This is a genomic window from Spirosoma pulveris (assembly GCF_054781875.1).
Map to the genome: position 1 here is coordinate 1,879,271 of NZ_BAAGTO010000001.1, position 14,479 is coordinate 1,893,749.

The following is a 14,479-nucleotide window of genomic DNA, read 5'->3' on the forward strand; positions in this document are numbered from 1 at the left end:
ATTTCAAATGCCAATATTTGACATAATGGACAAGGAAGGTTTTAGTAATTGGTTTAAAGAAACATATAGAAGTAGAGCCGCCTTTTATGATGGAGACCCTGAACAGGGCGGCAAAAGAATTACATTTTTCGAACACTTAGAGTCAATGGGAATCAACTTTATCCCAACAAGTGATTTTGAAAGAATGAAAATCGTACGAGAAGAATCTTACCGAAACGAATTAAAAGAGTTAATGGACCGACGTAAATGGAACGCGGGAATTGAAACCAACGAAAGCGATATAAAAGAATTTCGACGTTTATGGTTAACTGATGAATTAGATCGAATCAAAGGTTGGGAAAATAGTAATCCGCAAGACAGACCTGAAAATCTATTAGAGTTAAAAAAATATACTCGATATATTAATATTGAATTTGAAACTTTAGAAATAATCTCTCAACAATGGAAACCGTTGTCTAACCTGAATGAATACCTTTTGCATTTAAATCGTTTATTGGCTGGGCTACCTAACAAATTAGCCCTGTTGTTCCCACACGCCAAATTGTTACCCAAAGATCAATGGAGCGAATCTAACCGTTTGTTACCAAATGATTATTTAGCAGCAGTACATAGGTATAGTCGGTTAGACTTTAACTGTGATATAGATCTGTTACAAAATATTCGATTAGATCCTGATTTTGCATTCTACCTAAAAGACCCTTCTGTAAGCGTAAAACGTATTAGAGAGCAAGCCGATAATATTCAGAATGTGTTTGATTATCTACGAATGTGTCAAACTTATACAAGCGACTTTGATATAAATAATGTTGATAAGGGTAAGACCGCACTATGGAGTGTCATAAGTGGTATTACTGAAATTATGGATTGGTTGGTTAGCCTATCTGAGTTACTGAATTCATGTTTACCTAAAACACAAAATGACCTAGCTTCCTCAACAGCTTTCTATACTGATGATAAAGGCAACATTTCATTATCAAAGACAGCAAATTACAGAGATACGAATATTTGGCTAAGAAATCGTTTACATCTTGCCTTAGTCAGCGCAGATGATACAGTAGTCAATTGGATAAATTCCTTTCTATCTGATTTGAAAGTAGAGCCTGACCGCGCTGAAATAGTGTTTAATAAACATAGAGAACACTATCTAACACAACGCCAACAGTATATTCAGCATAATAATTTATACTCTGAATTCTTCGACAAGCAAGGCGGATTTAGTGAGGATATGTTACAGGCACTTACAAACAGAGTTCAAACAATGTACCTTAATAGCACACATTCCCTACTGCCTGAAACTCTTGTCGAACGGGTTTATGCCAACAATTTTATGCTTAATCGACTGAATGCATGGAAAGTCGAGAATGATACACATAACTCTTTACATACATCTATAGGTACAGAAAGAAACACTTTAAACCAGCCCATTATAACTATTAACATCGACGTCCAAAATGATTTTTACTGTATACTGAAGCCATATTTTACAGAAAACCAGCACAATATTTTATATAAAAGATTACAGGGCTTTGAGGATAGTAATGATAAATTACTATTTAATGAAAATGGCAATAAGCTGGCTGATGCCTTTAAACAATTGTACAATGCACAATTGATTGTTGGATGTCAGAAGGTCGATCTTGAAAAATGGATTGGCCGTAATTTTTGCTTTACTGATCCCAAAACAAAACAGACAAAGGGCTTTACGGCTAAGTATCTTGGCAAAATAATTTCAAGTAACACAGGGTGCCAAAGTCCAATCATTAACATAATAAAAGTTGATAGTAGATTCAAAGTAGAGCCAGTACAGCGAATCAAAAAGAAAAATGATATTATTTAGTGGGGTTTGAGGGGGGAGAATATAACCCCATTGTATCCCCCCTTACCATTCCTATACTATTGCAGCAAGTTTAACGAAAACAACTTGCCAGCAGTGGAAAACACTCTTATTACATTCGATCAGTTACCCGCCTTCGTAGCTGATTTAGGCCGCAAAGTAGACGACTTAACGGCCTTACTACGTTCGCAAAATGAACGCTCTCAATCCGTTTCAGACCGTTGGTTCTCAATTGAAGAACTAAGCGAGTATTTACCCGGCCACCCCGCCATAACGACCCTATACGGTAAAGTGCAACGGCGCGAAATCCCTTTTTCGCGTAAGGGCAAGCGGCTGGCCTTCCGGCAATCCGATATTGATTTGTGGCTGCAAAGTGGCCGCGTCAAAACTAGTGCTGAAATAGATGCACAGGCCGAACACTATTTATCTAATCCGCGTAAGGGAGGGCGTAAAACAAGATGAACGCCCCTATTATCCTACTTTTTGTAGTATGGCTTCTGTTTGCCTTCACTGAAGTTGCTATACACTTTCTCGCTTGCACAAAAGGCGAGGAACCGCCCGCCGATAGCCCCCTGTTCGATGCCGACGAAGATGCTGATAGCCTACCGTTCGGCCCTACCCCCCACAAGCAGAACTAACCTACCTCAACTAAAAAGGCGTTCCCCCGAACGCCCTTTAAACATTAACTCAATGTCGAATCTACCAAACAAAGATACGCTGTCAGCCGACAACATCACAGCGTACCTTAGCGACGAAGCAAAGCACCTCAAGCAGACCGCGTATGTCTGTTTATCCCATGAGCAACTAATGGGCAGTCTGTTAGAACAGGTTGAGAAAGTTGATTTTAGAACGTTGGCGGGGTTTGATCCTGACGACGAAGCAACCCGATTAAAGAAACCTCACTATCTCATTATTGCTGTTGAAAGAGTTTTAGAACTGGCTACCCTTAACCAATGGAATCTGTGCCAGCGTGAAGGATTCTTTTATACGTTTAACGGCGCGTTCTGGAAACCATTGGACAAAGACGACCTGAAAGCGTTCTTACGCCAAGCCGCCGAAAAAATGGGCGTTGATAAGTTTACAGCCCGATACGTAGAATTTTCAAAAACCCTGTTCGAGCAATTTACCGAATTGGCCTATCTACCCGCGCCGGTAGTTAACCGTGATACGGTAAGAATCAACCTTACAAATGGAACGTTTGAGATCAGTACTGAAAGTCAACATTTACGCGCTCCTGATGCCGCTGACTTTTTAACGTATCAACTACCGTTTGCTTATGACCCAACAGCAACAGCCCAACAGTTTCAGACATTTTTAGACCGGGTGCAACCGGATACTGATTGCCAAAAGCTACTAGCTGAATATTTGGGGTATGTGTTTATTAGTCCTGCCAAACTTAAATTAGAAAAGACCCTGTTGCTGTATGGTTCAGGCGCAAACGGCAAAAGCGTATTTTTCGAGATTGTAACAGCATTGCTTGGTAAAGACAATGTATCACATTACTCGCTACAAAGTCTGACAAATGAACCCGCCTATTGTCGCGCTCATTTGGGTACAAAGTTGGTCAACTATGCCAGCGAGATACACGGCAAATTAGAAGCCGATGCATTTAAGCAAATGGTTTCAGGTGAACCCGTTGAAGCCCGTTTGCCCTATGGTCAACCCTTCATTTTGACGAACTACGCAAAACTCATTTTCAACTGTAACGAATTGCCCGCCGATGTAGAACACAGCCCGGCATATTTTCGGCGGTTCCTCATCGTACCCTTTAACGTAACGATACCAGAAGAAGAACAGGATAAAGAGCTAGCCGCTAGAATTATAGATAGCGAACTATCAGGCGTGTTCAATTGGATTTTAGCGGGCTTAGGTCGATTACTTGCCCAAAGAAAGTTTACGGATTGTGAAGCGGTACGGGAGCAATTGGAAAGCTATAAACGTCAGTCTGATACGGTACGGCTCTTTTTGGATGAGCAGGGATACCAAGTAAGTACCGAATATACCGCCCTGAAAGACCTCTATCGAGATTATAAAGTCTTCTGTATTGAGGGCGGGTATAAACCTGTTAATAATCGAAACTTTCAAAAACGGTTAATTGCCAACGGAATAAGCACCGGCCGTACCCGGTTTGGCTATATAGCTTACACTCGCCAAATAATCATACCCTTTTAAAAAAGATGTTTTGAAACATACACTTTCTACACAACCTACACGAACAAGCTAAGCTGTTTTGAAACGTGTGTAGGAAGTGTAGCGAGTGTAAGTAAAAACAAACCTTTTATTTTTTCAGTATGCCAGTCACCACAAAAGATTATCGCTATCAGCTTCCTAAAAAAGCTATTAAAACTGATTGTCCCGATTGTAGCCCGAAACATCGTAAGACGCTTAGTCGGTACATTGACACTAAAACAGGTGAACCATTGCCTGACCTATACGGACGGTGCGACCGGGAAAGTAATTGCGGCTACTATCTGTCACCCTATCATAAAGGTGCGTCAGGCGTAAGTTATGCTGATGAGGTTAAAGAGTATAAAGAGATTCCGAAAGAATGGTTTCGTATGGCTGGAAAATGGAAACGAAACGGCGTAAATCAACAGGGAGTAATAAGCGGGCTTAAAGATGGTTTAGTAGGAGCACCCCCTGAACAGGCCGAATACATTGCCCGCTTTGTTTTTAACAAGCCTACACGTTCTACACAAACTACACCCGCCCCGGTGATTTTTACGCTACCTGATGAGGTTGTTAGTCCATCGTTAGGCCATTATGAACGCAATCAATTTTCCAGCTTGCTCTGTCAGCAGTTCGGGAAACGTAAAGCCGACGAATTATTGTACCAATTTAAGATTGGCACGTCGAAGCGTTGGCCGGGTGCATGTATATTCTGGCTTATTGATGAACAAGACCGCGCCCGGGCTGGTCAAGTAGTACTATTCGTTAACGACTGGCATAAAGCTAAATACATTGATAAGGAAGGCAATTCGAAAGTTTGCATCAGTTCGGTAAGTTATAGCCTTATACGGCGTTTTAGGAAGCAAGGCCAGCCCGCGCCGGATTGGTTAACCGACTATGATAAAAACGCCCCCCGTTGGCCTATTTTGTTTGGTCTTCACCAATTAGTAACCGCGCCTTTAGAACAGCCCGTAGCGGTTGTAGAGGCCCCCAAAACCGCCGTTGTCTGTTCAGCTATGATACCGGGTTTCGTGTGGTTGGCGGTTGGTGCATTATCTTATTTGAACGCTGAACGATTGGCCCCTTTACGTTCCCGTTCTGTTATGCTATTCCCTGATTTATCAAAAAGCGGTAAAGCGTTTACTCAATGGAGCCAGGTTGCTAATGACCTCAATAAAAAAGGGTTTCAGATTACCGTATCTGATTATTTGGAACAGCGGGCCACCGATGAGCAAAAAGCGCAAGGGTTAGACCTTGCCGACTTTCTACTAATGCCAGATAATACGCGCCCGCGATGGATTCGAGACGGGCAAACCATTTACGGTGAAGTACTAACGGTCGAGCCATGCCATAATTACCCCGCTGAATGGGATTTTTAGCCAGCCTGACAGGTAAATTCAAGGCTGTATGCCCTTAACTTTACGCTAAAAGGAATCTTACGAGCAGTACCCTATGTCAGTAGATCAGAAAAAACAGTTAGAACAACAACTTTGGAACATTGCCAACACCCTACGGGGCAAGATGGATGCCGACGATTTTAGAGATTACATTTTAGGCTTCATCTTTTATAAATATCTCTCCGAGAAAATGGAACTGTACGCCAATCAGTTATTGGCGGAGGATGGAATTACTTACGTCAAACTAGACGAGCAGAGTAACGAAGGCCGGGAGTTTTTGGATGCAATCAAAGAAGAGTCCATTCAGAAATTAGGCTTCTTTCTTAAGCCATCTGAACTCTTCAAAGAGATTGTCAGACGTGGACAGGGCAAAGAAGATGAAGAAAACCAATCAAACTTTATTTTGGGAGATTTGGCTAACATCCTCAACAACATTGAACAAAGTACGATGGGTACGGATAGTGAGGAGGATTTTAACCGACTCTTTGAAGACCTAGACCTAACCTCAAGTAAGCTAGGCCGTACAGAAGCCGCTAAAAACAGCCTAATTATTAAAGTGCTGGAACACCTAAACGTTATTGATTTCCAGTTAGAAAACGTTGAAGCCGACATACTAGGCGATGCTTACGAATACCTGATTGGTCAGTTTGCCAGTGGTGCCGGGAAAAAGGCAGGTGAATTTTATACCCCTCAGCAAGTATCTAAAATTCTGGCTAAGATCGTAACCAGTGGCAAAACTAAACTTAAGTCTGTATATGATCCTACCTGTGGTTCCGGTTCGCTACTGCTACGGGTAGCTAAAGAAGTAAAGGAGGTGTCGAACTTCTACGGACAGGAATTAAACCGAACGACCTACAACCTTGCCAGAATGAACATGATTTTGCATGATGTGCATTATCGTAAGTTTGATATTCGGCAGGACGACACCTTAGAACACCCCGGCCATATTGACAAGCGATTTGAAGCCATTGTAGCGAACCCACCGTTTTCGGCCCAATGGAGCGCGAATCCGTTACACATATCTGACGACCGCTTTAGCCAGTACGGACGGTTGGCCCCGGCTGGTAAAGCCGACTTTGCCTTTGTTCAACATATGGTACACCATCTGGCCGAAAACGGAACAATGGCCGTAGTTGTGGCACACGGTGTACTATTTAGAGGAGGAGCCGAAGGCCATATACGGGAACACCTTATAGCCGATAAAAATTACTTAGACGCGGTTATTGGCTTACCGGCTAATATCTTTTATGGCACCACCATTCCAACGGCTATACTGGTATTTAAGAAGTGCCGGGAACAGCCCAACCACATTCTATTCATTGATGCCAGTGCCCACTACGAAAAGGGCAAGAATCAGAATACGCTACGGGAAAGCGACGTTGATAAAATTGTTGGAACTTATCGAAAATGGACAATAGAAGATAAGTACAGTTACCGAGCAACGCTCGATGAGGTGAAGCAAAACGACTACAACCTAAATATTCCGCGCTATGTAGATACGTTTGCCGAGGAAAAAACTATAGACATACAAAGCATAGCGGAGCAGTTGAAGGCACTGGAAATAGATGTTACATCAACAGACGCAACAATTGCCAACTTTTGCCAACAACTTAACATTGCTACACCGTTTTGAGCATGAATAACCAAATAAACATACCTACTTTACGCTTTCCTGATTTTGATGATAACTGGGTAATTAGCCCAATAGGTGATTACACAGAACTAATTTCAGGTGTTGCTTTGAAAGGAGAAGAAATAACAGAAAATAAAAACCATCAAATCATTTTAAGAGGTATCAATATAACAGAGGGTAATATTCGTCACAGTGACGATATTGACCGGTATTATTCAGGGAAGACCAAACTGTCTGAAAAATTTTATGTCAAAAAGGGTGATATGGTTATTGGCATGGACGGGTCAAAAGTTGGCAAAAATGTAGCAATCGTTAGTGAAGTAGATGCTGGCTCAATTCTTATCCAAAGGGTAGCTAGAGTTAGGCGCAAAGAGAATGCTGATATAAGCTTTATATATCAAAAGGTTTTCTCATCCGACTTTCATAAATATGTAGATGCTGTTAACACAAGCTCGGCAATACCCCATATCAGTTTACAACAAATCAGAGATTATTCAATTGGTTTCCCTTCCCTCCCCGAACAACAAAAGATAGCTTCTTTCCTTACGGCTATTGATACCAAGACGGAGCTTCTTGCCAAAAAGAAAAGCTTATTAGAAGAGTTTAAAAAAGGCGTTATGCAGCAGATTTTTAGCCAGAAAATACGCTTTAAAGATGATGAGGGCAATAATTTTCCTGAGTGGGAAACACTTATGTTAGAAGAAGCGGCTGTCATTAATCCAAAATCTAATAAGTTGCCTAGCACTTTCACATACATTGATCTTGAGAGTGTTGAGAATGGAGCGTTAGTAAAGGAGGAGATAATAAAGGCTGAAAATGCTCCAAGTCGTGCCCAACGCTTAGTTCAGAACAATGATATTCTTTTTCAAACTGTTAGGCCATACCAAAAAAACAATCTTCTTTTTAACAAAGGAGATAATTATGTTGCTTCAACTGGTTACGCGCAGATACGCACCAATTACAATCCAAAATATATTTACTACTATTTACATACAAATGAATTTGTTGATGCCGTGATGATGCGATGTACAGGAACAGGATACCCCGCAATCAATTCAAATGATCTTGCTAAAATAAAAATTCCAATACCCTCACTAACTGAGCAACATAAAATTGCTTTATTTTTATCGGCAATTGATGAAAAAATAGGCATAATTAATACACAAATGGTGAAGACTATCAATTGGAAAAAGGGTCTAATGGTGAAAATGTTTTGTTAATAATGGAACAGACAAAAAATATATTAAACCAACTTGAAAGTCAATATAAAAGTATTGGCTATTACTTTACAGTTATTGAGAAAATAGAAGAAAATACAAATAGCAATCCTGATATAGCTATTGAAAGCTGTAAGGCACTTTTGGAAGGAATGTCAAAGTTTATCTGGAAACACATAGACTTTTCATATGATGCCATTAAAGTAGACAAAATGGACTTCCAACCACTAGTAAGACAAGCTGTTAGTAAATTAGGAGACTTAAATGAAGATATAGAGGTAGACTTTGTAAATAAATTAAATAAGCTGATTGTTTGTATTGGCGAAGTGAGAAATAAAAGGGGAGATATTTCTCATGGTAAACTTGCTCCAAAAGCGTACGTAAGTGATGCTCAATTTTCAAATTTGGTAGTGAACATAACTGACAACATGCTTCACTATATTCTATATTGTTTCTCTAACATAAGAACACCTGTAAAAGAGATTAAGTATGAAGATAACCCAAAACTTAATGAAAAATTAGACAATGAAAACCCCTTCGGCTTTCTGAGTTATAGCAAAGCATTATTTAATCAGGATATTGAAGCATATCGGCAAGAAATACTAAATTATCAAGATCAATTGACAACGGGGGAAGATTAATTATATAAGTTAAATAAGCATCTTGAATGCTTCACCATTAATATAGTTTGTAAATAAATGGCTACACAATCCGAACAGGCGTTAGAAGAAAACCTTATCCGGCAATTAGTCGGCTTAACTTATAAGCAAGTAGTTATAAAGGATGAAGCCGATTTATTAATCAACCTCAAAAGCCAATTAGAGAAGCATAACGGCGTACAGTTGACCAACAATGAGTTTGCCGTAGTCTTAAATCACCTCAACAAAGGCAACGTCTTTGAACGGGCTAAAATCCTACGGGATAAAATGCAGCTTACTCGCGCTGATGGGAGTAGCCTGTATCTGGAATTTATCAATCAGGAATTTTGGTGCCAAAATCAATATCAGGTAACCAATCAAATCAGTATTGAAGGCACCTACAAAAACCGCTACGACGTAACGATTTTGATTAATGGCTTGCCACTGGTTCAGATCGAACTTAAACGCCGTGGACTAGAACTAAAAGAAGCCTTCAATCAGACTAATCGCTATCAACGCCATTCCTATTCGGCGGGGTTCGGCCTGTTTCAGTATGTGCAGTTATTCGTAATCAGCAATGGAGTCAATACCAAGTATTATGCCAACAACCGCAAACAGTCATTCAAGCAAACGTTCTATTGGTCGGACGTTGAGAACAAGCCCATAAAGCAATTAGAAGCCTTTACCCAAGTCTTTTTGGAGCCTTGCCACCTCTCCAAGATGATAACACGCTACATTGTCTTGCCTACAACCAATGTGCTGATGGTGCTTAGGCCCTATCAGTACTACGCTGTAGAAGCGATTATAGATCGGGTAAAAACGGGTAACAAAAACGGATACATTTGGCATACAACCGGCAGTGGCAAAACGCTTACCTCCTTTAAAGCCAGTCAACTATTAACCGCTTTACCACAAGTACATAAGGTTGTTTTTGTCGTTGACCGGAAAGATCTGGACTACCAGACCCAGCGGGAGTTTGATACATTCGCTAAAGGCAGCGTCGATACCACCGACAATACTAGCAAGCTTGTTACCCAATTTGCCGATGACAGTAAAATCATTGTCACCACCATTCAGAAGCTAAACACCGCTATTAGCAAAGGCAGGCATTTAAGCAAAATGGATGCCCTGAAGGATAAACGGATTGTCTTTATTTTTGATGAGTGCCACCGCTCGCAGTTTGGCGAAACCCACAACCGGATTAAAGCCTATTTCAGCAATAGCCAGCTTTTTGGCTTTACCGGAACGCCCATTTTTGCCGATAATGCGGTAAAGAACGAATTAGGCAAACGCACCACCAAAGAACTATTTGGCGAGTGCTTGCATAAGTATGTGATTACCGATGCCATACGAGATGAGAACGTTTTAAAGTTTTCTGTGGAGTATATAGGCCGCTACCGGCATAAAGATGACAGCCGTACCGAACTGGATATAAACGTTGAAGCCATTGACACCAAAGAGTTAATGGAATCAGAAGACCGGCTTGATAAAATCGTTGATTACATCATAGACAACCACAACCGCAAAACCCACAGTAAAGAGTTTTCGGCAATGTTATGCGTCAGTAGCGTAGATATGCTGATGCGTTATTATGATACCTTTAAACGTAAAAAGCAGGAGGGCAAACACAGTTTACGGCTCGCTACTATTTTCTCTTACACCGCTAACGAAGAGGATAAAGACGCTAACGGCTTTATTCCTGATGTAGATGTAGACGTACCAGAAGGAACGCCCATTAATCAGCATAGCCGGGATAAATTAGAAGAATACATAGGCGACTATAACACCTTGTACGGCACCAAATACACCACTAAAGACAGTCAGTCTTTCTATAATTACTACAAGGATATTGCCAAGCGGGTAAAAGAACGTGAGAAAGAAGGGTTTTTGGATACTGACCGGGTCGATATTCTATTAGTCGTCAATATGTTTCTAACGGGCTTTGATGCCAAGAAACTTAATACATTATACGTTGATAAGAATTTACGCTATCATGGGTTACTGCAAGCCTTTTCACGTACAAATCGGATACTGAACGAGCAAAAATCACAGGGCAATATTGTATGTTTTCGTAACCTCAAAGCCGCTACGGATGAATCTATTACGCTCTTTTCCAATAAAGAAGCGATAGAAGAAATCATTATGCAGCCCTATGAAGACTATGTAGACAAATTTGATAAAGCCTATCAAAAACTAATTGCCCTAACGCCTACCGTCGATAGTGTGGATGAGTTACCGAGTGAAGACGAGGAATTAGCGTTTATTAAAGCTTTTCGGGACTTAATCCGGCTCAAAAATATACTATCCTGCTTTAGTGATTTCAGCTTTGATGGTCTGGCAATGGATGAACAGACCTTTGAAGATTACAAGAGCAAGTATTTAGACCTCTACGAAAAAGTAAAAACCAATACTCACAAGGAAAAGGAATCTATCTTGAATGATGTTGATTTTGAGCTTGAGTTAATTCAACGCGACGAAATCAACGTAGCTTACATTATTCGTCTGTTAGTGGCTCTTAAAGCCGCTAAGCCAGCCGATCAAGAGAAGAAACGGCAAGAGATTCATAAAGCCCTGACAAATGAAGTACAGCTACGCAGCAAACGAGAATTGATAGAAAAATTCATTGCTGAAAATCTCCCCGGTATCGCTACGGCTGATGAGGTGCCTAAATCATTTGATGAGTACATACAGGCCGAACGAAGCAAAGCTCTTGATAAGCTGTCAGCAGAGGAAAAGCTAAATAAAGACGGGCTACAAAAAGTAATCAGTGATTACCTGTTTACTGAACGGGAGCCGTTGAATGATGATGTAGTAAGCATACTTCTTGAGAAGCCGAAGCTATTAGCCCGTAAATCCATTACCGAGCGGGTTAAAGAAAAGATATTAGATTTTATAGAAACGTACTTTACCGGCATTCCTGAAGTGGAATAAGTCGAAACTTGAACGCCATTTCATTTGGCAATACAGTAAAATAAAAATTTTCCTTAGCGATCAATTCAAAATTATAAAGATATTTGTCTATGTCGTTTGTCTATAACAATTATGGGATAAATAACCTTTAGGATTATTTATCAAAAGGCCCTAAACCTCAATACTAATTATGGATATTACTTATTATCAAATCCGCCGAAACTCTAAGCAAGAGATTAAGGACTTGTTTTCGGTAATGAATAGTTACGTTTTATATAATTTTGAGAAGTATTGTTTAGAAATTTTATCCATCAAAAGCTTACCTAATCTATCTGATGATGTATTTATAGAATACATCTTTAAATCTAATTTTCAGGCTCTGGATAAAGTTAGACTTACAAAAAATTATTATATATATTTACTTACAATAAACTTAAATCAAATAAAAAAGATAATTAACACAAACTTAGATGAACTAGAAGTATATATAGAAGATAATAAAGAAAAACCTTACTTGGTACTATATGATGTAATAAGCCCTTACAATAGGCTTTTGGAAGACTCTATGCTAATTCTACAAGAGTATACTCAATATTTTCCAAATAGCGATCATAAGCCAAACTGGTATTCTATTAATATTCAAAACCCTCACCCTGACGTTGTTTTTCAGATTGCATATAAGAGTTTAATGGGAACATTGATTGACAATGCTGACATGAGGTTAGATTCACCTCATCATATTCAACTATTAATTAGGTACTCAATCGAACTAGAACTAAGACAAGCATCAGGCACTTACGCTATTATTAATAGAAAAGATAATCTATACCTACCTATTGGAATGGATAAAATATTCAATGTATTGTGGATTTATAAATCAGACCTACCGAAAACCTTACCATTGAAATCATTCTTACTTATAAGTAAATGGTGTAACTTATATACACACAGTGGTTTTTCAGACTATTTTACTAAATTACACTTCGCATCTGTCTATTTGAAAAATTACTTTAATGCTGATAGAGTGAAAATTTTAGATTTTGAATTAAGGCAAAAAATACATGCAACTTTAATTGAAAAATTAATAAAAAATACCAATTCAATTGATGATTATTCAATTCTTGAAAGGATACCTGCCAACTTATGGGGAGGTAAATCTTGAAAATTTATTAATTTTACTAAAATTATATTAATATATAATTAGTATCAAAATAGCCCACTATTAGCTATAAAAGATTCATTTTTCATACAACGTCTTACAATAATATCTTATATTATTTCTTCTAAAGAAACTAATCATTCTTCTATAAAAAAACTCTATTTTCCACTATATTAGAGAGAAAATAGAGAGGAAATGAAGTTTGAAAAAGGTAGAGAAAAAACGGGAGGACGCCAGCCGGGTAGCCCGAATAAGGTTAGCACCGATATAAGGAGTAAGATTACCTCCTTAATAGACAATCAATTTGATAAGATTCAAGCCGACTTAGAAACTCTAGAACCAAAAGACCGGGTAGCGGCCTATCTTAAATTCATGGAATATGTATTGTCTAAACAGCGAGAACAGAAAATAGACCTATCAACCTTAACGGATGAACAGGTAGATGATTTGTTAAATAAAGCAATGGCTAAACTTGATTAACCATGAGATACACCGGATTGAATCGAACAAGAAAGACACGAATCTTACTTAAGCTGTTTGACGGGCAAACGGCTCCTTTAGTGAGTATACGGAAACCGCTTGGCACTGACTTATCACAATGGGCTAAAGAGGAACTGCACAGTGAATATGAGCGAATACGAAAAAAGCAATACAGACAAACCCGCGTACTACTTCCACCGATGCCAGACTTTGGCGCGATGAGTGCGGATCAATTGCGGAGCTATAAAACCGACCGTTTAAAAGTCATTCAGCAGTTATGAAACGTATTCAAAAGATACATTTGTTAACGGCACTACTAACCGGAACGGCCACGGCCAAACAGCTTGCCGATTTACGGCAAAGTCAGGAGCCAATATACCTGACGTTAAATCTTGGAACTGACGGCAACCCAATTGAGCAAGACCCCAATGAACCGACCTATCATATTGACGTTCATTCAGACGGTACGGTAAACCGCTACGACCGTTACCCGAACGGACAAATTACCTATCGAAATAACTAGCTATGAATAGAACTGAAAAGATTACTTTGCTTAAAAAGATAGTAACAGGTAAAGCCAGTGATGAAAACTTAAGCCAGTTACGCCAATCAAACGGCCCCGGTGCAATTGTTATCACTTATCAGCCTGGAACAGCTAAACCCGGCCCAAACGATGAAGTCACTTTTCATTATGAAGGCAAAAAAGTAACGATGCCTTATAAAAACATTCAGGCGTTCACACATTACGAGCCGTTAACTATTTGCATGATGCCGGACAATGGCCGTAGAAAAGTACCTGATTCAAAATGAGCCAGAACAATTTAAGCCATAAACGCCAACTACTTGCCGATCTGTTTACGGGTAACACCGACAGTTTGCAGCAATATCGAGCCAGTCAGCAACAGGCAATGAGTCCGTATAGATGGATTGTAAATGATACTGTAGCCGGAACAGTATACGGGGTTGGTAAGGACGGTAGCCAGCACCCGCTTACATCTAATGCTTTGGCTGAAGCACCGCCAAACATCGTTTTTCAAATAGT

13 protein-coding genes are annotated in these 14,479 nt (G+C 39.6%); all 13 read left to right on the forward strand.

Features of this window, described 5'->3' with window-relative positions; genetic code table 11:
* Positions 1 to 7 precede the first annotated feature (7 nt).
* The 13 genes from ACYVJM_RS07645 to ACYVJM_RS07705 all read left to right on the forward strand — a co-directional run bounded on the left by ACYVJM_RS07645 (position 8) and on the right by ACYVJM_RS07705 (position 14,247).
* On the forward strand, positions 8 to 1,837 hold the full coding sequence (locus tag ACYVJM_RS07645) for a hypothetical protein (RefSeq protein WP_461147597.1): 1,830 nt from the start codon (positions 8 to 10) through the stop codon (positions 1,835 to 1,837).
* Positions 1,838 to 1,930: 93 nt separating this feature from the next.
* A complete protein-coding gene (locus ACYVJM_RS07650) occupies positions 1,931 to 2,296 on the forward strand; it encodes a helix-turn-helix domain-containing protein (protein ID WP_461147598.1) in 366 nt (121 codons plus the stop codon).
* On the forward strand, positions 2,293 to 2,472 hold the full coding sequence (locus tag ACYVJM_RS07655; RefSeq protein WP_461147599.1) for a hypothetical protein: 180 nt from the start codon (positions 2,293 to 2,295) through the stop codon (positions 2,470 to 2,472). Before ACYVJM_RS07650 ends, ACYVJM_RS07655 begins: the two co-directional genes overlap by 4 nt.
* Positions 2,473 to 2,524: 52 nt before the next feature.
* Entirely contained in the window at positions 2,525 to 4,006 is a 1,482-nt protein-coding gene (locus ACYVJM_RS07660) for a DNA primase family protein (protein WP_461147600.1), read from the forward strand.
* A 119-nt stretch (positions 4,007 to 4,125) separates the two neighbouring features.
* Positions 4,126 to 5,382 (forward strand): DUF6371 domain-containing protein, encoded by a 1,257-nt coding sequence (locus ACYVJM_RS07665; RefSeq protein WP_461147601.1) that lies wholly within the window; start codon positions 4,126 to 4,128, stop codon positions 5,380 to 5,382.
* A gap of 73 nt (positions 5,383 to 5,455) precedes the next feature.
* Positions 5,456 to 7,033, forward strand: coding sequence for a type I restriction-modification system subunit M (locus ACYVJM_RS07670; protein ID WP_461147602.1), 1,578 nt, complete (start codon positions 5,456 to 5,458; stop codon positions 7,031 to 7,033).
* A gap of 2 nt (positions 7,034 to 7,035) precedes the next feature.
* Positions 7,036 to 8,253, forward strand: a complete 1,218-nt coding sequence (locus ACYVJM_RS07675) for a restriction endonuclease subunit S (protein ID WP_461147603.1) — start codon at positions 7,036 to 7,038, stop codon at positions 8,251 to 8,253.
* 2 nt (positions 8,254 to 8,255) lie between these two features.
* On the forward strand, positions 8,256 to 8,891 hold the full coding sequence (locus ACYVJM_RS07680; protein WP_461147604.1) for an abortive infection family protein: 636 nt from the start codon (positions 8,256 to 8,258) through the stop codon (positions 8,889 to 8,891).
* Positions 8,892 to 8,948: 57 nt separating this feature from the next.
* Positions 8,949 to 11,819 (forward strand): type I restriction endonuclease subunit R, encoded by a 2,871-nt coding sequence (locus tag ACYVJM_RS07685; RefSeq protein WP_461147605.1) that lies wholly within the window; start codon positions 8,949 to 8,951, stop codon positions 11,817 to 11,819.
* A gap of 169 nt (positions 11,820 to 11,988) precedes the next feature.
* Positions 11,989 to 12,960: a hypothetical protein gene (locus ACYVJM_RS07690; protein WP_461147606.1), complete on the forward strand. Its 972-nt coding sequence runs from the start codon at positions 11,989 to 11,991 to the stop codon at positions 12,958 to 12,960.
* 192 nt (positions 12,961 to 13,152) lie between these two features.
* Entirely contained in the window at positions 13,153 to 13,437 is a 285-nt protein-coding gene (locus ACYVJM_RS07695; RefSeq protein WP_461147607.1) for a hypothetical protein, read from the forward strand.
* A gap of 277 nt (positions 13,438 to 13,714) precedes the next feature.
* On the forward strand, positions 13,715 to 13,960 hold the full coding sequence (locus ACYVJM_RS07700) for a hypothetical protein (RefSeq protein ID WP_461147608.1): 246 nt from the start codon (positions 13,715 to 13,717) through the stop codon (positions 13,958 to 13,960).
* A 2-nt stretch (positions 13,961 to 13,962) separates the two neighbouring features.
* A complete protein-coding gene (locus ACYVJM_RS07705) occupies positions 13,963 to 14,247 on the forward strand; it encodes a hypothetical protein (RefSeq protein ID WP_461147609.1) in 285 nt (94 codons plus the stop codon).
* Positions 14,248 to 14,479: the final 232 nt, after the last annotated feature.

Coding starts and splice junctions, on each gene's coding strand:
- ACYVJM_RS07645 (WP_461147597.1), top strand. CDS start 8: ATGCCAATATTTGACATAATGGACAAGGAAGGTTTTAGTAATTGGTTT.
- ACYVJM_RS07655 (WP_461147599.1), top strand. CDS start 2,293: ATGAACGCCCCTATTATCCTACTTTTTGTAGTATGGCTTCTGTTTGCC.
- ACYVJM_RS07660 (WP_461147600.1), top strand. CDS start 2,525: ATGTCGAATCTACCAAACAAAGATACGCTGTCAGCCGACAACATCACA.
- ACYVJM_RS07665 (WP_461147601.1), top strand. CDS start 4,126: ATGCCAGTCACCACAAAAGATTATCGCTATCAGCTTCCTAAAAAAGCT.
- ACYVJM_RS07670 (WP_461147602.1), top strand. CDS start 5,456: ATGTCAGTAGATCAGAAAAAACAGTTAGAACAACAACTTTGGAACATT.
- ACYVJM_RS07675 (WP_461147603.1), top strand. CDS start 7,036: ATGAATAACCAAATAAACATACCTACTTTACGCTTTCCTGATTTTGAT.
- ACYVJM_RS07680 (WP_461147604.1), top strand. CDS start 8,256: ATGGAACAGACAAAAAATATATTAAACCAACTTGAAAGTCAATATAAA.
- ACYVJM_RS07685 (WP_461147605.1), top strand. CDS start 8,949: ATGGCTACACAATCCGAACAGGCGTTAGAAGAAAACCTTATCCGGCAA.
- ACYVJM_RS07690 (WP_461147606.1), top strand. CDS start 11,989: ATGGATATTACTTATTATCAAATCCGCCGAAACTCTAAGCAAGAGATT.
- ACYVJM_RS07695 (WP_461147607.1), top strand. CDS start 13,153: ATGAAGTTTGAAAAAGGTAGAGAAAAAACGGGAGGACGCCAGCCGGGT.
- ACYVJM_RS07700 (WP_461147608.1), top strand. CDS start 13,715: ATGAAACGTATTCAAAAGATACATTTGTTAACGGCACTACTAACCGGA.
- ACYVJM_RS07705 (WP_461147609.1), top strand. CDS start 13,963: ATGAATAGAACTGAAAAGATTACTTTGCTTAAAAAGATAGTAACAGGT.